The 21391-nt window shown below is 65.5% G+C and carries 21 protein-coding genes; 17 read left to right on the top strand and 4 right to left on the bottom strand.

Features of this window, described 5'->3' with window-relative positions:
• The 5 genes from AC1DJT_RS17845 to urtE form a co-directional block, all read left to right on the top strand.
• On the top strand, nt 1-632 hold a 632-nt coding region (locus tag AC1DJT_RS17845; RefSeq protein ID WP_476834558.1), incomplete at its 5' end, for a transporter substrate-binding protein.
• Between the two features lie 160 nt (nt 633-792).
• Nucleotides 793-2409, top strand: a complete 1617-nt coding sequence (gene urtB, locus AC1DJT_RS17840; RefSeq protein WP_476834557.1) for an urea ABC transporter permease subunit UrtB — start codon at nt 793-795, stop codon at nt 2407-2409.
• Nucleotides 2406-3548, top strand: coding sequence for an urea ABC transporter permease subunit UrtC (urtC, locus tag AC1DJT_RS17835; RefSeq protein ID WP_476768363.1), 1143 nt, complete (start codon nt 2406-2408; stop codon nt 3546-3548). Before urtB ends, urtC begins: the two co-directional genes overlap by 4 nt.
• 5 nt (nt 3549-3553) lie before the next feature.
• Nucleotides 3554-4315: an urea ABC transporter ATP-binding protein UrtD gene (urtD, locus tag AC1DJT_RS17830; RefSeq protein WP_441505994.1), complete on the top strand. Its 762-nt coding sequence runs from the start codon at nt 3554-3556 to the stop codon at nt 4313-4315.
• 61 nt (nt 4316-4376) lie between these two features.
• Entirely contained in the window at nt 4377-5072 is a 696-nt protein-coding gene (gene urtE, locus AC1DJT_RS17825; protein ID WP_441489685.1) for an urea ABC transporter ATP-binding subunit UrtE, read from the top strand.
• Here urtE and AC1DJT_RS17820 read toward each other — a convergent pair.
• Entirely contained in the window at nt 5063-5473 is a 411-nt protein-coding gene (locus AC1DJT_RS17820; RefSeq protein ID WP_476768362.1) for a DUF2000 family protein, read from the bottom strand. The two genes, urtE and AC1DJT_RS17820, sit on opposite strands and share 10 nt — an antisense overlap.
• Between AC1DJT_RS17820 and AC1DJT_RS17815 the strand changes: the two genes are divergently transcribed.
• From AC1DJT_RS17815 to AC1DJT_RS17805, 3 genes are all read left to right on the top strand, one after another.
• Nucleotides 5472-6335 (top strand): AraC family transcriptional regulator, encoded by an 864-nt coding sequence (locus tag AC1DJT_RS17815; protein WP_476834556.1) that lies wholly within the window; start codon nt 5472-5474, stop codon nt 6333-6335. The two genes, AC1DJT_RS17820 and AC1DJT_RS17815, sit on opposite strands and share 2 nt — an antisense overlap.
• Before the next feature lie 90 nt (nt 6336-6425).
• A complete protein-coding gene (gene gnd, locus AC1DJT_RS17810) occupies nt 6426-7409 on the top strand; it encodes a phosphogluconate dehydrogenase (NAD(+)-dependent, decarboxylating) (protein ID WP_476768360.1) in 984 nt (327 codons plus the stop codon).
• Nucleotides 7410-7414: 5 nt separating this feature from the next.
• On the top strand, nt 7415-7966 hold the full coding sequence (locus AC1DJT_RS17805) for a gluconokinase (protein WP_441489689.1): 552 nt from the start codon (nt 7415-7417) through the stop codon (nt 7964-7966).
• A 100-nt stretch (nt 7967-8066) separates the two neighbouring features.
• On the opposite strand, the gene AC1DJT_RS17800 is transcribed toward AC1DJT_RS17805, so the two are convergent.
• Nucleotides 8067-8726, bottom strand: coding sequence for a Fe2+-dependent dioxygenase (locus AC1DJT_RS17800; protein WP_476834555.1), 660 nt, complete (start codon nt 8724-8726; stop codon nt 8067-8069).
• Nucleotides 8727-8972: 246 nt separating this feature from the next.
• Between AC1DJT_RS17800 and AC1DJT_RS17795 the strand changes: the two genes are divergently transcribed.
• The 4 genes from AC1DJT_RS17795 to AC1DJT_RS17780 all read left to right on the top strand — a co-directional run bounded on the left by AC1DJT_RS17795 (nt 8973) and on the right by AC1DJT_RS17780 (nt 13312).
• Nucleotides 8973-9839 carry a hypothetical protein gene (locus AC1DJT_RS17795; RefSeq protein WP_476834554.1) on the top strand — a complete coding sequence of 289 codons (867 nt, stop codon included), beginning with the start codon at nt 8973-8975 and terminating at the stop codon, nt 9837-9839.
• Nucleotides 9840-9846: 7 nt separating this feature from the next.
• Nucleotides 9847-11181, top strand: coding sequence for a cytochrome c peroxidase (locus AC1DJT_RS17790; protein WP_476834553.1), 1335 nt, complete (start codon nt 9847-9849; stop codon nt 11179-11181).
• 131 nt (nt 11182-11312) lie between these two features.
• Complete coding sequence (locus AC1DJT_RS17785) at nt 11313-12842, top strand: UxaA family hydrolase (RefSeq protein WP_476834552.1); 1530 nt, start codon at nt 11313-11315, stop codon at nt 12840-12842.
• Between the two features lie 77 nt (nt 12843-12919).
• Nucleotides 12920-13312, top strand: a complete 393-nt coding sequence (locus AC1DJT_RS17780; RefSeq protein WP_441505987.1) for a hypothetical protein — start codon at nt 12920-12922, stop codon at nt 13310-13312.
• 60 nt (nt 13313-13372) lie between these two features.
• Here AC1DJT_RS17780 and AC1DJT_RS17775 read toward each other — a convergent pair whose 3' ends face one another.
• Nucleotides 13373-14557 carry an aminotransferase gene (locus AC1DJT_RS17775; RefSeq protein WP_476768356.1) on the bottom strand — a complete coding sequence of 395 codons (1185 nt, stop codon included), beginning with the start codon at nt 14555-14557 and terminating at the stop codon, nt 13373-13375.
• Between the two features lie 100 nt (nt 14558-14657).
• Between AC1DJT_RS17775 and AC1DJT_RS17770 the strand changes: the two genes are divergently transcribed.
• Together AC1DJT_RS17770 and AC1DJT_RS17765 are read left to right on the top strand one after the other, a co-directional pair.
• Entirely contained in the window at nt 14658-15413 is a 756-nt protein-coding gene (locus AC1DJT_RS17770) for an SIR2 family NAD-dependent protein deacylase (RefSeq protein WP_441505985.1), read from the top strand.
• A 138-nt stretch (nt 15414-15551) separates the two neighbouring features.
• Nucleotides 15552-16166, top strand: coding sequence for a cold-shock protein (locus tag AC1DJT_RS17765; RefSeq protein WP_441489695.1), 615 nt, complete (start codon nt 15552-15554; stop codon nt 16164-16166).
• Nucleotides 16167-16382: 216 nt separating this feature from the next.
• Here the strand turns inward: AC1DJT_RS17765 and AC1DJT_RS17760 are convergent, their stop codons facing one another.
• Nucleotides 16383-16733 (bottom strand): HesB/IscA family protein, encoded by a 351-nt coding sequence (locus AC1DJT_RS17760; protein WP_441505984.1) that lies wholly within the window; start codon nt 16731-16733, stop codon nt 16383-16385.
• Nucleotides 16734-16819: 86 nt separating this feature from the next.
• Here AC1DJT_RS17760 and AC1DJT_RS17755 point away from each other — a divergent pair, with 86 nt between their 5' ends.
• From AC1DJT_RS17755 to AC1DJT_RS17745, 3 genes are all read left to right on the top strand, one after another.
• Nucleotides 16820-18055: a deoxyguanosinetriphosphate triphosphohydrolase gene (locus AC1DJT_RS17755; protein ID WP_476768355.1), complete on the top strand. Its 1236-nt coding sequence runs from the start codon at nt 16820-16822 to the stop codon at nt 18053-18055.
• Nucleotides 18056-18100: 45 nt separating this feature from the next.
• Nucleotides 18101-19867 carry an arginine--tRNA ligase gene (gene argS, locus AC1DJT_RS17750; protein ID WP_476768354.1) on the top strand — a complete coding sequence of 589 codons (1767 nt, stop codon included), beginning with the start codon at nt 18101-18103 and terminating at the stop codon, nt 19865-19867.
• 99 nt (nt 19868-19966) lie between these two features.
• Nucleotides 19967-21391 (top strand): hypothetical protein (locus tag AC1DJT_RS17745; RefSeq protein WP_476834551.1); only part of this gene is annotated, 1425 nt, incomplete at its 3' end.

The following is a 21391-nucleotide window of genomic DNA, read 5'->3' as shown; positions in this document are numbered from 1 at the left end:
TCAAGAAATTCGGCTCGGCCGGCAAGAAGACCGCGGTGGTCTCGACCATCAACGGCGACGCCAACGTGCCCTTCTACAAGGAACTCGGCAACCAGGGCATCAAGGCGACCGACATTCCCGTCGTAGCCTTCTCGGTCGGCGAAGAAGAGCTTGCAGGCATCGACACCAAGCCGCTGGTCGGCCATCTCGCCGCCTGGAATTACTTCCAGTCGGTGAAGACCCCGGAGAATGACGCCTTCATCAAGCAGTGGAAGGCCTTCAAGAAGAACGACAAGGCGGTCACCAACGATCCGATGGAAGCCCATGTCATCGGCTTCGCCATGTGGGTGAAGGCGGTCGAGAAGGCCAAGTCGACCGATCCGGACAAGGTCATCGATGCACTGCCCGGCATCGAGGCGCCGAACCTGACCGGCGGCGTCTCGACGATGCTTCCCAACCATCACATCACCAAGCCGGTCCTGATCGGCGAGATCAAGGCCGATGGCCAATTCGACGTCGTCTCGAAGACAGGCCTCGTGCCCGGCGACGCCTGGTCGAAGGAACTCGATGGCTCCAAGGATCTGGTCGGCGACTGGGTTGAGAAGAAATGCGGCAATTTCAACGTCAAGACCAGCAAGTGCGGCGGCGCGTGAGGTCATGAGGGGGAGGGGCGGCACGGGCGAATAACGCCCGGCCGCCCCTCATTTTCTGCCGCGACCTGCGGCGGCTCTCGCAAGCAAGGCAGCGCGCATCCCCGAGGTTCCGTCTGCGCGGTTCCCGGGATGAGAGCTGAGGTCCCGATCTGAGCGCGTCATGAAGAGCGAGCCGATGCTTCTCCTGTCCAGATTGCTGCGCATGATCGTGGTCGCGACGGCTCTCCTGCTCGCGCCGGGCGCAGCCTTCGCCCAGGGCGCCGACGAGGCCTTTACCCGGCTGGGGGCGGACAGCTTCTCCGACACGGCGCGGGCGGTCGAGATCCTGGTTCAGACCGCTCATCCGAACGCGGCCGTGATCATCGAGGCGCTCGCCGAGGGGCGGCTGCTCGCGGGCGGCGGGGCGGTCGCGATCAGGACCGGGACAGGCGGTTTCAGCGATGCGCGGACCGGCCAGCCGCTCCCTGCCGAGCCGGCAGGTGTCAGCGCTGTCAGGCTCAACAACAATGTCAGGCGCGTGATTCAGGCGGCGCTGGGTGGGCTCGGCCTGCTCAATCCCGATCCGGCCCGGCGCGCCGCCGCCGCCGAGGCGGTCTTCAAATCGCGCGACGCCTCGGTGCTGCCGGTCCTGGAGGGCGCCATCGCCAAGGAGACCGACAATCGGGCGAGGATCGCGCTGCGCCAGGCGCAGGCGGCGATCCTGATCAGCAAGGCCGACGCACAGCCCTTCGACCGGCTCGGCGCGATCGATGTGTTGCGCGAGCGTGGCGACCAGGATGCATTGGCGACCTTGCGCTCCCTGCCGGGCGACGTTCCGCAGTCGCTGAAGGAGGCGCAGGTGCGGGCGATCTCCGAGATCGAGGGCAAGCTCGCCCTATGGCGCGCGGCGCAGAATCTCTGGTACGGGCTTTCGCTCGGCTCTGTCCTGCTGCTCGCCGCGATCGGGCTTGCCATCACCTTCGGCGTGATGGGCGTGATMAACATGGCCCATGGCGAGATGGTGATGCTCGGCGCCTATACCACCTTCGTGGTCCAGGAGGTGATCCGCGCCCGCGTTCCAGGCCTGTTCGACTATTCGCTCGCCATTGCGCTACCGGCGGCCTTTCTCGTCGCGGGGCTGGTCGGTGTCGCGATCGAGCGCGGCGTCATCCGCTTCCTCTACGGACGGCCGCTGGAGACGCTGCTCGCGACCTGGGGCATCAGCCTGATCCTGCAGCAGGCGGTCCGCACCGCCTTCGGTCCGACCAATCGCGAGGTCGGGGCACCGGCCTTCATGGCGGGGGTCTTCGAGATAGGCGGGCTTGCGATCACCTGGAACCGGCTTTGGATCATCGTCTTCGCCGGGCTCGTCTTCGCCGCCCTGCTGGCCATCCTGAAGCTCACGCCGATGGGGTTGCAGATGCGCGCAGTGACGCAGAACAGGCGGATGGCGGCGGCCATGGGGATTCGCACCGGCCGGATCGATGCGCTGACCTTTGGGCTCGGCTCCGGCGTGGCGGGGCTGGCCGGCGTTGCGCTGTCGCAGATCGACAATGTCAGCCCCAATCTCGGCCAAGGCTATATCATCGACTCCTTCATGGTCGTCGTCTTCGGCGGCGTCGGCAATCTCTGGGGCACGCTCGTCGCCGCGATGACGCTCGGCGTCGCAAACAAACTGCTCGAACCCTATGCCGGCGCGGTGCTCGGCAAGATCGCACTGCTCGTCTTCATCATCCTGTTCATCCAGAAGCGCCCGCGCGGCCTGTTTGCGCTGAAGGGCCGGGCGGTGGAGGCATGATCACCCGCTTTCTCATCCAGGGGCTCGACAAGCGCGGCCTCATCTTCCTCGGACTTCTGGTCGCACTGGCGGTGCTGGTCCCGCTCGCCAATCTGCTGCTGCCGGAGAACTCGGTCCTTCATGTCCCGACCTCGACCATGTCGCTCTGGGGCAAATACCTCTGCTATGCGCTGCTCGCGATCTCGCTCGACCTCGTCTGGGGGTATTGCGGCATTCTCTCGCTTGGCCACGGCGCCTTCTTCGCGCTCGGCGGCTATGCGATGGGCATGTATCTGATGCGCCAGATCGGCTCGCGCGGCGTCTATGGCAATCCGATCCTGCCCGACTTCATGGTTTTCCTGAACTGGCACGAACTGCCCTGGTACTGGTACGGCTTCTCCTCCTTCCCCTTCGCCATGCTGATGGTGCTGGTGGTGCCGGGGCTGCTCGCCTTCGTCTTCGGCTGGTTCGCCTTCCGGTCCCGCGTCACCGGCGTCTATCTCTCGATCATCACCCAGGCGCTGACCTATGCGCTGCTGCTGGCCTTCTTTCGCAACGACATGGGCTTTGGCGGCAATAACGGGCTGACCGACTTCAAGGACATCCTGGGCTTCAACGTGCAGGCGCAGGCGACGCGCGCGGCGCTGTTTGCGATGACCTGCGTGATGCTGATCGCCGGCTTCCTGATCGCCCGCGGCATTGTCGATTCCAAGCTCGGAAAGGTCGTCATCGCGATCCGCGACGCCGAATCGCGCACGCGCTTCCTCGGCTACCGGGTCGACCGTTTCAAGCTCTTCGTCTTCACCGTCTCGGCCTGCATGGCTGGCGTCGCAGGCGCGCTCTACGTGCCGCAGGTCGGCATCATCAACCCCAGCGAATTTGCTCCGGCCAACTCGATCGAGACCGTGATCTGGGTCGCGGTTGGCGGGCGCGGCACATTGGTCGGCGCGGCGCTGGGCGCGGTCGTGGTGAACTACGCCAAGACGGTCTTCACCTCCGGCTTCATGGCGCCCTACTGGCTCTTCGCGCTCGGAGCCCTCTTCGTCTTCGTCACCCTGTTCATGCCCAAGGGCATTCTCGGCACGGCGCAGGACTGGTGGGGGAGGCGGCGCAAGCGCGAGCCAGCCGCCCCGCTGGCCGAACCGGTCCCGGCGGAGTGACGCGCATGATCCCGGCCCATGCAGCGCTCACCTCCTCACTGCTCTATCTCGATGGCGTCAGTGTCTCCTTCGACGGCTTCAAGGCGATCCGCGGGCTTTCGCTGGTGATCGCGCCGGGCGAGATGCGGGCCATCATCGGGCCCAACGGCGCCGGCAAGACGACGATGATGGATATCATCACCGGCAAGACCAGGCCGGACGAGGGGACGGTGATGTTTGGCGGCTCGGTCGACCTGACCAGGCTCGACGAGGCCGCAATCGCCAATCTCGGCATCGGCCGCAAGTTCCAGAAGCCGACCGTGTTCGACTTCCACAGCATCGAGGACAACATCCTGCTGGCGCTGAAGTCGCAACGCACGGTGGCCAGAACCCTGTTCTGGAAGACGGCGGCAACCGACCAGAAGCGCATCGACAATATTCTCGGCATCATCAAATTGGGGGATGCGCGCAGCCGTCTCGCCGGTTCACTCTCGCATGGGCAAAAGCAGTGGCTCGAGATCGGCATGCTCCTGGCTCAGGACCCGAAGCTGTTGCTCGTCGACGAGCCGGCCGCCGGTATGACCGATGGCGAGACGGCCGAAACGGCGGTGCTGCTCAAGGAGATCGCCAGGGACCATTCGGTGATCGTGGTCGAGCATGACATGGGGTTCATCCGCGAACTCGGCGTCAAGGTCACTGTGCTGCACGAAGGTGCGGTGCTGGCCGAAGGGCCGCTCGATCAGGTCAGCGCCAATGAGCGCGTCGTCGAAGTTTATCTGGGGCGGTGAGCATGATCGGGAAATATAGGAACCGGTTGATCGATCGGGCGAAGCGGCTGGACATCGGACGATGCTGAACGTCGAAGCCATCGACTTGCATTACGGGGCGGCGCAGGCCCTGCGCCGGGTTTCGATTGCCGCCGAACCCGGCAAGGTCACCTGCGTCATGGGCCGCAACGGCGTCGGCAAGACCTCGTTGATGCGCGCCATCGTCGGCCAGCAGCCGATCAGCGGCGGGCGCATCAGCTTTGCGGGCGAGGACATCTCGAGCTTGCGCAGCGAGGATCGGGCGCGGGCCGGCATCGGCTTCGTGCCCCAGGGGCGCGAGATCTTTCCGCTGCTGAGCGTCAAGGAAAACCTAGAAACCGGGTTCGCGCCGCTGCCACGCCGCAGCCGCTTCATCCCGGATGACCTGTTCGACCTATTCCCCGTGCTCAAGTCCATGCTGGGCCGACGCGGCGGAGACCTCTCGGGAGGCCAGCAACAGCAACTCGCCATCGCGCGGGCGCTGGTCACCCGACCCAAATTGCTGGTGCTCGACGAACCAACCGAGGGCATCCAGCCCTCGATCATCAAGGATATCGGCCGCGCCATCGACTACCTGCGCCAGCGCGGCGATATGGCGATCGTGCTGGTCGAGCAATATTTCGACTTCGCGCGCGAACTCGCCGACACGATGTTCGTGATGGATCGTGGCGAGATCGTGCTGTCGGGTGCGATGGGCGAGCTCGACGGAGCACAGGTTCAGAGATTGATTCAGGTGTGAAGGGTCAAGCCCTTGACGATCTTGTCGATTTCCTTGCGTTCGGCGTGGAGCGCCAGCCCGACGAGATCAAGCGCTTCGGTCGGCAGGGCGGCGACGGCGGCCCGGTTTTCGCTGTCGTTGCCGGTCGTGAACAGCTCGCTAGTATAGAGATGCGGGCGCACGCCACGGGCGCGGGCGCGCTCCAGAAGCTGCTTCAACTGCTCGCCTGCCGCCGCAAAGATCAGGACGGGCTGGCGGATCAGAGGGCCGTAGAAACGGCCGGAGCCGTCGCGATAGGCTTCGCCCGCGAGTTCGGGCGAAGCGCCGACCAGCCCTCCGGCCAGGAAGCTCGCAACATTGAGTTTTTGCCAGGGGGCGAGATTCTCGCGTACCACGATGGCGATCTTGGTATCGTAACGCATGACCCAATCGCTAACCGAAGCCGGGAAGGCTCGTCTTGAACGATCGTGCGGGCCGGAGGGCACCGACTGGGTGCGCACGGGCTCGGGCATAGACGGCATCGAGCGGATGGAAGCGTTCTTCCGCGGCTTTGCCTATGATCCGCATCGCCATGACACCTATGCGTTCGGGCTGACTCTGTCCGGGGTGCAGAGCTTCGAGTATCGCGGCAGCCGGTGCGACAGCTTGAGCGGGCATGCGATCGTGCTGCATCCCGACGAGATCCATAACGGGCGCGCCGGGATTCCGGAGGGGTTCAGCTACCGCATGCTCTATGTCGAGCCGCGACTGATCCGGGAGGCATTGGGAGCGCAGGGCTGCGCCTTGCCCTTCGTCTCGACCGCAGTCTCGCAGGATGCGCGGCTTGTTCGCGCGGTAGCCCATGCCTTGCGCGATCTTGATGCGCCGCTCGACGAGATCGCCGCCGAGGATATCCTGCTGCCGCTCGCCGAAGCGTTGCTCGCGCTCGATCCATCGGCCGCGCGGCCGACGGGACACGTGCTCGACCGGCCTGCCGCTGAGCGAGCCCGCCAATATCTCGACGCCCATCGCGACGAGGTGGTGGCCTCCCGCGAACTCGAAGCCATTGCCGGCCTCGATCGCTTCACTCTGGCCCGGCATTTTCGCGCCTGTTTCGGCACCAGCCCCTATAACTATCTCGTGATGCGCCGGCTTCAGGAGGCGCGCAGGCTCCTGCTCGGCGGCACCTCGCTCGTCGAGGTGGCGATGGCCTGCGGCTTTGCCGACCAGAGCCACCTGACCCGCCAGTTTCGCCGCGCCTATGGCGTGCCCCCCGGACGCTGGCGGGCGCTGCAGCGCGGCTGACCCCTGCCGGGTTCCGCTTGCTCCAACCCGCTGCACGAGGCATGAAGCGCTCCCAAAGCCGGTTCAGGATCCCCGGCAGGAGCCTTTGCTATGCAGCTTGGAATGATCGGCCTCGGCCGCATGGGAGCCAATATCGTCCGCCGGCTGATGAAGGCCGGGCACGAATGCGTGGTCTACGACCGTGATCCCAAGCCCGGTGCGGCGCTGGCAAGCGACGGCGCGGTGGTTGCCGCCGATCTCGCCGATCTCGTCTCGAAGCTGAAGGCACCGCGGGCGATCTGGGTGATGCTCCCGGCCGGCGAGATCACCGAGGCGACGCTCAGCGAACTCGCGGCCCTCGTCCACCCCGGCGACACACTGATCGATGGCGGCAACGCCTTCTGGAAGGACGATGTCCGGCGCGGGCAGGAGCTCGCAGAGAAGGGGCTGCACTATCTCGATATCGGCACCAGCGGCGGCGTTCACGGGCTGGAGCGCGGCTATTGCCTGATGGTCGGTGGCGACAAGGCGGGCTTCGACCGTCTGGAGCCGATCTTCAAGGCGCTGGCCCCTGGCAAGGGCGACATTCCAGAGAGCCGGCACCGCGAGGGCCGCAACCCGGCATCCGAGCAGGGCTATCTGCATTGCGGCCCGGTCGGTGCCGGCCATTTCGTCAAGATGGTCCATAACGGCATCGAATACGGCATGATGCAGGCCTTCGCCGAAGGGTTCGACCTGTTGCGCAATGCCTCGGCCAAGGACGGTCTGCCACCCGAATACGGCTTCGATTTCGATGTCGCGGAGATTGCCGAAGTCTGGCGGCGCGGTTCGGTCGTGACCTCCTGGCTGCTCGATCTCACGGCCGAGGCATTGGCCGCCGACGAGGAGCTGTCTGCCTATACCGGGCATGTCTCGGATTCGGGCGAGGGGCGCTGGACGGTGCAGGCCGCGGTGGAGACCGCGACGCCGGCCGAGGTGCTGACCTCCTCGCTCTACACCCGCTTCCGGTCGCGCAAGGACCACACCTTCGCCGAGAAGGTGCTCTCGGCGATGCGCGCCGGGTTCGGCGGGCATGTCGAGCCGAAGAAGCCGTGAGCCTCATGAGCGCTTTCCCGCATGGGCAGATGCCGGCCGTCATCGTCGTCATGGGCGTCGCCAGCTCCGGCAAGACCTCGCTCGGCGAGCGTCTGGCCGAGCGGTTGGGCTGGCCGTTTCGTGATGCGGATTCCTTCCACCCGCCCGAGAACGTCGCCAAGATGTCGAGCGGTACGCCGTTGAACGATGAGGACCGCAAGCCCTGGCTGGCGGCGATCGCGGCCTGGATCGACGAGCTGCGCGCGACCGGCAAGAACGGAATCGTCACCTGTTCCGCACTGAAACGTGCCTATCGCCGCGTCATCATCGGTGACCGGCCGGATGTCGCGCTGGTCTATCTCAAGGGCTCGCGGGAGCTGATCGGCCAGCGCATGGCGGCGCGCCAGCACCATTTCATGCCGCCGGCGCTGCTCGACAGCCAGTTCGCGGCGCTGGAAGAGCCAGGGGCGGATGAGCACCCGCTGGTCGTGTCGGTGGCACTGGCCAAGGATGCAATCGTCGACGAGACGCTTGCCGGCCTGGCGGCGACGGGAACTCCGGGCGCTGGCACCCGCTAAAGAATCGGCCCGAAAAGTGGATTGCGATTTTCGGGAAAGCCGATGCAAGACAAAGGGTTAGATCATTAGATTGGATACGATATCCGGTCCAATGATCTAGTCAGTCCTGCGCCCACATCCGGGTGAGGTTCGCTACCGATTTGGAGATCAGGTCGAACTCGGGCGTCTTGCCCTCGCGGCCGAACAGTGCGCGACGGGCCCGGTCGAGATCGAACAGGATCTCGCGCTGGCTTGCGTCGCGGATGAAGCTGCGAGCCCAGCCGACGGCAGCGATCCGTTCGCCCTTGGTCACGGGCGCGACATGGTGCAGCGTGGTCGAGGGATAGGCGATGAGCGAACCGGCCGKGAGCTTGATCGCCTCGTCGCCCGACGGGGTCTCGATCACCAGTTCGCCGCCTTCATAAGTCGCGGGGTCGGCCAGGAAKAGGGTGAACGAGACATCGGTGCGCATGCCGCCCATCAGGGCGTCGTCGACATGGCTGCCATAGGCATGGCCGGGCTCGTAGCGGCTGAAGAGCAGCGGCGTCAGGGCCTTGGGGCGGACGGCGGCCGCGAAGACCTCATTGGCGAGGATGCGCTCCCCGAGGAGCGCCTTGAGCGCATCAGCGCGCGCACCCGGAGCCGCCTGCCGGTTGTTCTTGACCAGTTTCGCATTCCAGCCCGCGGTCCTGCCACCATCCTCGAAGCGCAGCGAGGCCAACGCGGCACGGGCATCTTCGATCTCGGCTTGTGTCAGGATGTTGCCGATCGGCAGGATCATGGAGATTCTCGCTGGCTGAAGGCCGCATCTACAGTTTGCGCCGGGGCAGAAAATAGCTTGGCATCAAGGGATTACTAGGGTGATTACCTTGATGTCTAGTTTAGAATCAATGTAATCGTTCTTCTAGGGATGCGGTTGCTTGACGATGTCAGCTTTCGGGTTCATTCGAGAGGTCGTGTTCTTACGTGGGATGCCTGCCAGGCCCTGCGTGGCAGCGCCGCCTGTCGGCCAACCCGGGATGACATGATGAAGACTTMGAGCAAGCTGTGGATCGGTCTCGGTACGGTGATCGCTGCGGGAGCAGGCGTGGCGGCGGCCGGTTTCGCAGAGACCTCCGCCGCTCCGGCCCTGCATGCGAGCGGCTCCTTCGACATTGCCCAGCATGCTCATGGCGCTGCAGTGAAGGCAACGCCGGCCAAGGGGCAGGGCGGCGAAGGTGGAGAGGGGGGCGAAGGCGGCAAAGCCGACGCGCTGGCGCCCAACCTCAAATTTGCGCGTTCGATCGCCCTGATCCGGGGCCATCTCCTGGTTGGCGACGAACTGGTCAAGGATGGGCGCTTCGGTGAGGCGCTGCCGCACTTCCTGCACCCGGCTGAAGAAATCTATGGTGGCATCAAGAACGATCTCGCAACCTACAAGGTCCGTCCCTTTGAGGCCGCGCTGAAGGCGCTGGCGCAAACCGTCAAGGCCAGGAAGAAGGATGCCTATGACGGCGCGCTGAAGCTGGTGCATGAGCGCCTCGCCGAGGCCGATGCCGGGCTCCGTGAGGCCGAGAAGAACTGGCCGCGCTTCTCGGTCGAGACAGCGCTCGAGACCTTGAAGGTCGCCGCCGACGAATATGGCAACGCCATCGAGAAGGGCCGTATCGCCAAGGCGGTCGAGTATCAGGACTCGCGCGGCTTCGTCTGGCATTCGGCTGCGATGATCGATGCGGTTGCCGGCGAGCTTGCCGCCAAGGACGCGACTGCCTTCAAGGAATTGCAGGCTGCGCTTGCCGAACTCAAGAAGGCGTGGCCGACGGCGGTCGCGCCGAAGAAGCCGGTCAAGGATACCAGCGCCGTGCTCGGCGATATCGCTCGGGTCGAGCTCCAGGCTGGGAATTTCCTGCGCTGAGGCGGCGATGGCCCGGTMGGCCTCCCTTTTGAATGCCTTTCTCGCCGGCGCGACCACCGCCGCGCTCGCGCTGATCGGTGGCTCGCAGGCGGTGGAGCCCGCCCAATCCGCTACGGGTGCAGGGCTGACCGTTGCGCGCGCGAGCTATCGACGTCCCAGCGCCGTGCCGTTCCCTGCCTCGAACCCGCTCAACCCCGCCAAGCTTGAGCTCGGGCGGCGCCTGTTCGGCGATCCGGCCTTGTCCTCGAACGGTACGGTCTCATGCGCGACATGCCATGACCCGGCGCTCGGCTTCACCGACGGCGTTGCGATCGGGAAGGGCGTGGCACTGGTGCCGCTGGCACGTCATACACCGCATCTATGGAACCTCGCCTGGGGCGCAGCCTTCTTCTGGGATGGGCGGGCGCGCACGATCGAGGAGCAGGTGCACGGCCCGATCGAGAACCCGCTCGAGATGGCCGAGACGTTGCCGCATATCGCCGTCAAGCTCTCGCGCAGGCCGGACTATCGCAAGGCCTTCGCGAGCGCGTTTCCCGGTAGCCGGAGCATCGGGCCTGACCAGATCAGCGCCTCGCTCGCGACCTATGTCCGAAGCCTGGTCTCGCCGCCGACCCGCTTCGATGCCTGGGTCGAAGGCGACGAGACCGCCCTCACCAGCGAAGAACAGGGGGGCTTTGCGCTCTTCACCGGCAGGGCCGGCTGCAGCAATTGCCACTCCGGCTGGGCTTTCACCGATCGTGCCTTTCACGATGTCGGTCTGCCGGGGAGCGATCTCGGGCGCGGCAAGATCATCGATCTGAGAGCAGCCGATCATGCGTTCCAGACGCCGTCGCTGCGGGAGCTGGCCTGGACCGCGCCCTATATGCATGACGGCTCGCTGCCGACGCTGGACGCCGTGCTCGATCACTATGAGCACGGTGTCGTGCAGCGGCCGAGCCTCTCGCCGGACATCAAGCCGATCGGGTTGACGTCGGAGGAGCGCGCCGCGCTGTTGGCCTTCCTGGCGACGCTGTCGAGCGAAAATCCGCCCGCACCGGTTTCTGCCCTCAGCGCTGCCCGGCCTGCTGCGCTGGCGGTTGCGGACCTGGGCACGACGATCTCGCAGAAGAACAGGATGTTCCAGCCCTCGTCCGTTAGGCTGCATGCCGGCCAGAGCCTGACGATCAACAATGACGATGTCCGTACCCATAATGTGCGGCTGGACACCGGTCCCAAGCCGTTCAACTCCGGAGCGCAGGAGCCCGGCCAGTCGGTGAGGATCCCGTTCACGCGGGCCGGCATCTATGAGCTCTATTGCGGCATCCACCCGACCATGCAGCTCAGTGTTTCGGTCGAGCGATAGGCCGGCCTGACGATCCGGCGTCGCATGCAAGGCCGGGCTTACTTTCAACCGATTGAAAAAAGCGCAGGACAGGCGCATGTCTTGGATGAGCGCGGCCCAGGGTCGCCACCCCCAAGCAGACGGTTCCTCTCATGCTCGACAAGGTCTTGCCGCCGCGTACGCTGAAGCTCAATGCCGCCGACAATGTCGCGGTCGCGGTCGATCCGATCGATGCAGGCGTCACCGCAGCGGGTGTCGTCGCCCTGAAACGCATTCCGCGCGGCCACAAGGTCGCACTGGCCCCAATTGCCAAGGACGAGCCGATCCGCAAATTCGGCCAGATCATCGGCTTTGCCACGGTCGACATCCCGCCTGGCGAATGGGTGCACGAGCATAATACCGGCTTCCACGCCTTCGAGCGCGACTATGATTTCTGTGCCGAGGCGAAGCCTGAATTCGTGCTGCCGGTCGAGCAGCAGGCGACGTTCGAGGGGTTTCGCCGCAAGGGCGGTGGGGCCGGCACGCGCAACTATGTCGGCATCCTCACTTCGKTGAACTGCTCGGCCTCGGTCGCGCGCTTCATGGCCGAGGAGGTCAAGCGCTCGGGCATTCTGGCCGATTACCCCAATGTCGACGGAGTCATCGCGCTGACCCACGGCACCGGCTGTGGCATCGACTACAATGGCGAGAGCTTCGAGGTACYGAAGCGCACGACCTGGGGCTATGCCTGCAACCCCAACATGGCGGCGGTGCTGGTCGTCGGCCTCGGCTGTGAAGGGTTTCAGATCAAGCGCATGAAGGAAGCCTATGGCGTCGAGGAGAGCGACATCTTCCGCACCATGACGATTCAGGAGACGGGCGGCACCAGGAAGAGCGTCGCCGCCGGCATCGAGGCGCTGAAGGTGATGCTGCCGATCGCCAACCGCGCCGTGCGCGAGACGGTACCCGCCTCTGAGCTGACGCTTGCCCTGCAATGCGGCGGTTCCGATGGCTATTCCGGCATCACGGCCAATCCGGCGCTGGGCGCTGCCGTCGACATCCTGGTCGAGCATGGCGGCACGGCGATCCTGTCCGAGACGCCCGAAATCTACGGAGCCGAGCACCTGCTCACCCGCCGCGCTGCAACGCGCGAGGTCGGCGAGAAGCTCGTCGGCGTGATCAAGTGGTGGGAGGAATATACCGAGCGCGCCCGCATGAGCATGAACAACAACCCCTCGCCGGGTAACAAGGCGGGCGGACTCACCACGATCCTGGAGAAGTCGCTGGGTGCGGCGGCGAAGGGCGGCACCAAGACGCTGGCGGCCGTCTATCACTATGCCGAGCCGGTGAAATCGAAGGGCTTTGTCTACATGGACACGCCTGGCTACGACCCGGTCGCGGCGACGGGGCAGGTCGCGGGAGGCGCCAATATCCTCGCCTTCACCACCGGGCGTGGCTCGGCCTATGGCTGCAAGCCGACACCTTCGGTCAAGCTCGCCACCAATACGCCGATCTACGAGAAGATGATCGACGACATGGATATCAATTGCGGGGACATCCTCGATGGCGTGACGCTGGAGGAGAAGGGCCGCGAGATTTTCGAGACGCTGCTGCGCGTTGCGTCCGGCGAGCGCTCCAAATCCGAGCAGCTCGGCTATGGCGATGCCGAGTTCGTGCCCTGGCAGATCGGCGCAACGATGTGATCGCAGTCGTTTGACGGTAGGGGAGCGCGGTTCCATCGGCCGCGCTGTCCAAAACGGAAGCGCTGGGGGGCGCTCTCATGAAGCACATTCTGCTTGTCACCGTGCCGCGGCTTTTGCTCGGCCTGATCTTCTTGGTCAGCGCAGTCGACGGTTTCTGGTTCCTGGCGACGGGGAGCCATCTGATCCATCCGCCGACTTCGCCGAAGGGCATGGAATTCGAGCTCGCTCTGCAGAATTCAGGCTTCTTCTGGCCCTTTCTGAAAAGCGTCAATCTTGTCGGGGCGCTCAGCCTGCTTCTCAATATCGTGCCGGCCCTGGGGCTCGCATTGATTGCGCCGGTGATGGCCGTGATCGTGCTGTTCCACCTCACCATCAATCCGCAGGGCCTGCCGGTCGCACTCATCCTGATCGTCAGTGGCGGTCTGCTGGTCTACGCCTATCGCGAGCGCTACGCCGCCCTGCTTCGGTAAGGTTCTGGCCAATGGTCGTCCCGGTCGCCCATCGGCCACCCGGGATGACCCGAGTTTCATTCAGAGCGTAAAGCCCGAGAGCCGTTCGCCGATGTCGCTGATCCGTTCCTTGCCGACATTGGCGATGGCGATGCGCAGATGCTGTTCCTGCCCGGGGCCGAAATAGGGGCCGGGCAGGGCGAGCACGCCACGCTCCCCGACCAGGGCCCGCACCACCTCTGCCGCGGGCACGTCTGCGAATGGATGCGCGACATAGGCGAAATAGGCCCCGGCTGCGAGCACCTGCCAGCCGTTCAGTGGCGCCATCGCGGCACGGAAGGCGCCGGCCCGTGCATTGATCTCGGCACGGTTGGTCTCGCGCCAGTCGCGAATGCCGTCGATGCCCCAGGCAACCGCCTGCTGGCCGGCCCGCACGGGGCTGATCTGGACGCAGTCCAGCACCTTGCCGATCTGCTCTACGACCGCCTCTCCGGCGGTGATGGCGCCAAGGCGCCAGCCTGGCACGGCATAGGCCTTTGAGAAGCTGTAGAGGCCGATCACGGAATCCCGCCAGCCGCTTGTGGCGAAGATCTCATGCGGCGCCTTCACTCCGTCCGGCAGGAAGTCGCGATAAGTCTCGTCAATGACGAGCCAGATTCCGCGCCTCGCGCAGAGCGCGGCAAAGGCCGCAATGGTCTCGGGCGGATAGACCGAGCCGGTCGGATTGTTGGGCGTCACCAGCACGATCGCGCGGGTCTTTGCATCGATCAGGCTTTCCGCCTGCTCGGCATCCGGAACGAAGCCGCAAGCCGGATCGCAGGGGAGCGGGCGCGCTTCGACGCCGAGCATTGTCAGCGTCATCTCGTGATTGAAGTACCAGGGCGTCGGCAGCAGCACATTGTCACCTGCCCGGGCGAGCGCCATCATGGTCACGACATAGGCCTGATTGCAGCCGGAGGTGATGGCGATCTCGGTCGACGCAAATGGAGTGCCATAGATCCTGCCGATCTCGGCGGCATAGGCTTCACGCAGCGAAAGATCGCCGGTGATMGCGCCGTAGCGTGTCAGATCGGGCAGGGCGGCGGCCTCGCCAAGGCGCTGCAGCAGGGACGCGGGTGGTGGCGAGCCTGGCACAGCCTGCGAAAGATCGATCAGCGGGCCGGAGTGGCCGTCATAGGAACGAGCCCAACCCTGCGCCTGCGGGATCGGCGGCGTGCCGGTGTCGTGAAGGTCGGGGTTCAGCGTGGGGCGGACAGTCTGGAGCATGACGGCAGCTTTGAGGCGCGTCCGGCTCCGCGTCAATCGGCTTGGCCGCAGCACGGGGCAGCGCTCATATAGGCAGCGGCGAAGGCGGACGAGTGGGCCCATGCAGAACGAGACCAACGACGCGATCGACGAACTCCACGCGCTGCTCGACCGCGCTGCCGTGATCGTCAGTTTCACCGGTGCCGGGATCTCGACCGAATCCGGCGTGCCGGATTTCCGGTCGCCCGGCTCGCCCTGGATGATCCACAGACCGATCCCGTTCGACGCTTTCGTCGCCAGCCGCGAGGCGCGCGTCGAAGCCTGGCGGCGCAAGTTCGCGATGGATGACCATTTTGCCGGTGCGATGCCCAATCGCGGCCATAAGGCACTTGCTAATCTGGTGGCCCAGGGTCGCTCTCCCGGAGTGATCACGCAGAATATCGACGGGCTGCATCAGGATTCCGGCATCCCCGAGGACAGGATCATCGAACTGCACGGCAACGGCACCTATGCCACCTGCCTGACCTGCGGCTGGCGGCATGAACTGGCCGCGATCCGCCCGGCCTTCGAGGCAAGCGGAGAGCCGCCGCGCTGCATCATCTGCAGCGGCATCGTGAAGTCCGCGACGATCTCGTTCGGCCAGGCCATGCCGGAAGCGGCGATGCGACGGGCGCATGCGCTGACCATGCGGGCGGATCTCTTCCTCGTTGCGGGCTCGTCGCTGGTGGTGTTTCCGGCTGCGACGTTTCCGGCGATCGCCAAGCGCAATGGAGCGAAGCTCGTGATCATCAATCGCGAACCGACGGAGCCCGACGCGATCGCCGATCTCGTGGTGCGGGCCGAGATCGGCCCCGCGCTTGGCCGGCTGGCAGGCTGAGCGCGCCAAAAGCGTTGCCAATCTGCCGCGGTGTCCATCGCGATGATGTGGATGACGCCAAGCCGGCTGTATCGCGCCTTCGAACCGATGGTATCGTATCGGCACGAATCAAACAGTTCGCGCGGAGATGAGCGGGACATGTCCGACGAGTTCGGTGAGAGCGGGCGGCCACCGGTCGGTCCGATTCAATCACTCAACCGCATCATGCGGCTGGACGGAGGCGAAGGCTTCGATCACGACGCAAGCGTCGAGGTCGTGGGCTACGTCAAGTGGTTCGATGTCAGCAAGGGCTACGGTTTCGTGGTTCCTGAGGATGGCGGTGCCGACGTGCTCGTCCATGTCACCATCCTGAAGCGCGATGGCTTCAACGCCATCGCCGAAGGGGCCCGCATCGTTCTGGAAGCGATCGCGAAGGCGCGCGGACGTCAGGCGGTGCGCGTGATGTCGATCGATACCTCGGCCGGGCGCCATCCGGCGGAGATGCCGCTGGCACGCACCAATGTCTCGGTTGCTCCGACGAGCGGGCTCGAGCGCATGGTGGTGAAGTGGTTCAATCGCCTGCGCGGCTTCGGTTTCGTCTCGAAGGGCGAGGGCGCTCCGGACATCTTCGTCCATATGGAAACCTTGCGCCGCTACGGCATCGTGGAGCTCATCCCCGGCCAGACGGTGCTGGTGCGCTACGGACCTGGACCGAAGGGCCTGATGGCGGCCGAGATCAGGCTGGAGCAGGGCGGCGCGATCAGCTCGCACTGAGCGCCGACAATCAGATCGCAGACCAAGGAAGAGGCGCCGTCAGGGCGCCTTTTCCTTTTTGTGGGCGCCGAGCGCCCGGCGTCGGACAGCGGCGGCCATGAACTCGCCTCTCGCGCGCGAGGTGATCTGCGCGTTTCGCCGAGAATCGTCAGCTGCTTCGGGAGAATGGCGTCAGGCACGGCCCGTCATCAGGCCCTGCTGCCCATTGCCGACCCGCTAGAGCGCAAACGACGTCCCACAGCCGCAGGAGCTGGTCGCGTTCGGATTGGTGATCTTGAAGGACTGGCCGACAAGATCATCGACGAAATCGATCGTGCAGCCTTCGAGCAGGTCCAGCGAGGACTCGTCGATCAGGACGGTTGCGCCGTCGCGCTCGATCACGAGGTCGCCCGGCGCCTTTTCGTGGTCGACATCGAAGATGTACTGGAAGCCCGAGCAGCCGCCACCGGCGACGCTGACGCGCAGCATCGAGCCGGGCGGCTCCTTCGCCATCACCGCGACAATGCGATTCGCGGCCTTGCCGGTGACGGCGATGCCACGCGGATTGACCTGAAGATCGGTCGTCATAGGCAGATGCTCCTTGCACCTTTGTTGTCTGCGAAGGTAATTGCGCCGCAGCGCCTGTACAAGCAGGGGGCGTCGATAGGTCCGCCATGCCGCAGCCACAGAGCCCTTCATCCGACCGCGAGCCCGGCGACCGCTGGCGCGCGGCCTATGCCTGTCGTTCGAGCCAGAGCCGCGGCCGCCTGATCGCGGAGCCGGCGTCACCGACGCGCAGCCATTTCCAGCGCGATCGCGACCGGATCATTCATTCCACAGCCTTCCGCCGTTTGAAGCACAAGACGCAAGTCTTTGTTTCGCATGAGGGAGATCATTACCGTACCCGCCTGACGCATACGATCGAGGTGGCGCAGATCGCGCGTGCACTCGCCCGGGCGCTCGGCCTCGACGAGGATCTGGCCGAGGCTCTGGCGCTGGCGCATGACCTTGGCCACACACCGTTCGGGCATACCGGTGAGGATGCCCTCGATGCCTGCATGCACAAGTTCGGTGGTTTCGATCACAACGCCCAGACGCTGCGAATCGTGACCCGGCTCGAACATCGCTATGCCGGTTTCGACGGGCTCAACCTCAGCTGGGAGACGCTGGAAGGGCTGGTCAAGCATAACGGCCCGCTGATCGACCCCGACGGCATGCCGACTGCCCGCTATGCGAAGACTGGTATCCCAGCGGCGATCGTCGAGTATCAGGAGCGGCAGGATCTCTGGCTCGACAGCCATGCCTCTGCGGAGGCGCAGGTCGCCGCGCTCGCCGACGACATCGCCTACAACGCTCATGACATCGATGATGGCTTGCGGGCTGGGCTGTTCGGGCATGCGGAGCTTCGCGTCGTGCCGTTCCTGGCGGATCTGCTCGACGAGATCGAGCGGTTGCATCCTGGCCTCGAGACCTCCCGCGCCACGAACGAGCTGGTGCGCMGGGTGATCACGCGCTTCGTCGAGGATGTGATCGGGCGCTCCCAGGAGCTCATTGCCGCGCTGGCGCCAACTGATGCCGATGCGATCCGCCGGGCGGGAGAGCCCGTTGTCGCCTTCTCGGAGATGATCACGACGGCCGATCGCCAGATCAAGGCCTTCCTTTATCCCAACATGTACCGGCACCCATGGGTCGGGGTCATTCGCCAGCAGGCAGCCGACGTGGTGCGCGACCTTTTCACGCGCTTTGCTGCGGCGCCGCAGGCGATGCCGCCCGACTGGGCGGCTGGGATGACGGAGCTCGACGAGCCCCGCAAGGCCCGCCGGATTGCCGACTATATTGCCGGTATGACCGACTGGTACGCGCTCGACGAGCATCGCCGCCTGTTTGACGCGACCCCGTCGCTGCGATAGGCCCGGGCACTTGTTCCTTCCAGTTTTCGTATTCTTGCGGTCGCAATGAACCTGTTCGAGACCTTTTCCGCGCGCATCAACAGCGCCCTGACCCTGCTTGCAGATCGCGGCGCCATCCCGACCGGGCTGTCCTTCGCCCGTGTCGTCGTCGAGCCGACGCGGGACCCGGCCCATGGCGATCTTGCGATCAATGCCGCGATGGTGCTCGCCAAGGAGGCCGGCACCAACCCACGCGCTCTGGCAGCCTTGCTGGTTGATGAGCTCGCGCGTGATCCGAACGTGGCGAAGGCCGAGATCGCGGGGCCGGGCTTCATCAACCTGACGCTGCAGCCGGCCGTCTTCACGGGGATTCTGAAATCCGCGATCGAGGCCGGACTGGATCACGGCCGCGGTGCGCTCCGGCCCGATCCGAAGATCAATGTGGAATATGTCTCGGCCAATCCGACCGGGCCTATGCATGTCGGCCACGGGCGCGGCGCTGTCTTCGGCGATGCCTTGTCGAGCCTGCTCGCCTTTGCCGGCCACGCGGTCAGCCGCGAGTACTATATCAACGATGCCGGCGCGCAGGTCGATGTACTCGCCCGCTCCGCTTTCCTGCGCTACCGCGAGGCGCTGGGCGAGGAGATCGGGGCGATCCCGGAGGGACTCTACCCCGGCGACTATCTCAAGTCGGTCGGCGAGAGCCTGGCCAAGACCTATGGCGAGAGCCTGCGGGGCAAGCACGAGTCCGAATGGCTGGTGGCGGTGCGCGCTGCCGCGATCGACGGCATGATGGCGATGATCCGGGACGATCTCGCTGCACTCGGGGTCGTTCACGACGTCTTCTTCTCGGAGCGCTCGCTTCAGGCGGTCGACGGCAATATCGATGCCGTGCGCGAGACGATCGAGGACCTGCGCTCGCGCGACCTGATCTATGAAGGCAGGCTTCCGCCACCCAAGGGGCAAAAGGACGAGGACTGGGAAGACCGCGAGCAGACCCTGTTCCGGGCCACGCTGTTCGGCGACGATGTCGACCGGCCGCTGCTCAAGTCGGACGGCAGCTACACCTATTTCGCCAATGACATCGCCTATCACCGCTCGAAATTCGTTCGCGGCTTCGCCGAGATGATCGATGTCTGGGGCGCTGATCATGGCGGCTATGTCAAGCGCATGTCGGCCGCGGTGAAGGCGGTGACGCATGGAGAGGGCTCGCTCGACGTCAAGCTCTGCCAGCTCGTGCGGCTGCTGCGCAATGGCGAGCAGGTGCGCATGTCGAAGCGCTCCGGGGATTTCGTGACGCTGCGCGAAGTCATCGACGAAGTCGGCCGCGATGCGGTGCGCTTCATGATGATCTTCCGCAAGAACGACGCGACGCTTGATTTCGATCTCGCCAAGGTCGTCGAGCAGTCGAAGGACAATCCCGTCTTCTACGTCCAATATGCCCATGCACGCTGCGCTTCGATCTTCCGGCAGGCGCGCGAGGCGTTCCCGGGCATCGATCTGTCGCCCGCGGTGCTGGCGCAGGCGGACCTGTCGCGCCTGACCGACGAGGCGGAGATCGGCATCATCAAGATGATCGCTGCCTATCCAAGAATGATCGATGCAGCGGCCAGCGCACATGAGCCGCATCGCGTCGCATTCTTCGTCCATGAGCTGGCGAGCGCGTTCCACTCGCTCTGGAACAAGGGCAAAGACTCGCCGCAATTACGGTTCGTTAATCAAACTGATCGAGAATCCACGGTAGCAAGACTGGCGTTCGTGCACGCGGTGCGCAGCGTCCTTGCCTCCGGTCTGGCTGTCGTCGGGGTTGCGGCGCCGGAAGAAATGCGTTGACGGCCAGGATCGCCGGCGGCGCGCAAAGTCGGTCAGATTGACCTTGCGTAGAGTTCGGCGTTCCATTCGGGCGCCGACAGCGCTGGAATGGATCATACCATGAGTGAGCCAGCTAGGAACCGTTTCGCCCTCGACCTCGATGACCTCGAGCGTCAGCTGCGCGGCGCGGCTCAGCCTCCAAAGGCAGGGGCGTCTGTCGACCCGCTTGTCGAGCTGACCCGAATCGTCGGTCAGGATGACCCCCTGAAGGAACTCTTCTCGCCGCGGGCCGCTGCCGCTCCCGTGCAGCAGCAAGCGGCCGCCGCTGGAGCCTGGCCGGGCGCCCGGCAGCGCCAGGAGCCTTCTTTTGCCCAGGCACCGGCTCAGCAGCCTGTTGCCGCCAACAATGCACAGCCGCCGGCCGATATGCTGGGGGCACTCGACGAGTTCGAGGCGCTGCTTCGCCGCGGGGATATCGCCCGCCCGGCACCTGCCGCCGAACCGGTCCGGCAGGCTGCGGTCTATGTTCCGACGCCGGTCGAACAGCCGGAGCCCTATCGCACTGCACGGTCGGAGCCCGCCCGGCCTGCCGCGCATGATGCGCGTGACCTCGACGAGGAGCGTGGCAACGCGCAATATCAGGATTACGGCCACGACACGCAGGCGGACTATCCCGAGCCGCCGCTGATGGCCGAAGATGATTATCAGGATCTGCCGCCGCGGCGCTCGCGCAAGGGCCTTTGGGCTGCCRCTGCCGCGATTGCCGTCGCAGTGATCGGCGTCGGCGGCTACATGGGCCTGCGCGGTCCGTCCGTGACAAGCGACGGCCAGCCGCCGGTCATCGCGGCCGATGGCGGCCCGAGCAAGGTTGCGCCGACCAATCCCGGCGGCGCCGAGATTCCGAATCAGAACAAGCAGATTTACGAGCGTGCTGGGGACAGCCCGTCGAACCCGACCAAGGTCGTCAGCCGGGAGGAGCAGCCGGTCGATATCCAGCAGGCGGCACGCACGATGCCGGGCCGGATGGTCATGCCGGGGCTCGGCTCGACGCCGCAGGCAGGCGCCAACGGCAATCCGTTGGCCCAGGCTCCGGCGGCTCCCGAGCGCGGCTCCGTCTCGCCGGCCGAAGCTGGTCTGATCGCAACGTCCAGCGTACCAGGCCTCGGCGAGCCGCGCCGGGTGCGTACCGTCTCGATCCGTCCCGATGGCACGCCGGCGCCTCCGCCCGGCGCGAACGCGGCCTATAGCAACGGCGCGTCAGGGCTCGCGACCGGCGCAGCGCCGACCAGGCTCGGCGGGAACCTGCCGCTCAATCCATCCTCGACCGCGAGCACCAATCCGCCGCGGCAGCGTACGGCTGCGACGCCGGCCGTGGCGCCTGAAGCTCCGAAGGCTCAGGAGCGCGTCGCGACCCCTGCGCCGGCGACCACTCCGGCCGCGCCGGTGCGTGTTGCAAGTGCTGCTCCGACACCGGCTCCCGCTGCGACGCCTGCTCCGGCGACCGCCGCGATCCGTAGCGGCACCGGCGACTTTGCCGTGCAGCTC

The organism is Allobosea sp. 05T422_2 (assembly GCF_056396265.1).
This window is presented reverse-complemented; position numbering and strand designations above follow the sequence as displayed.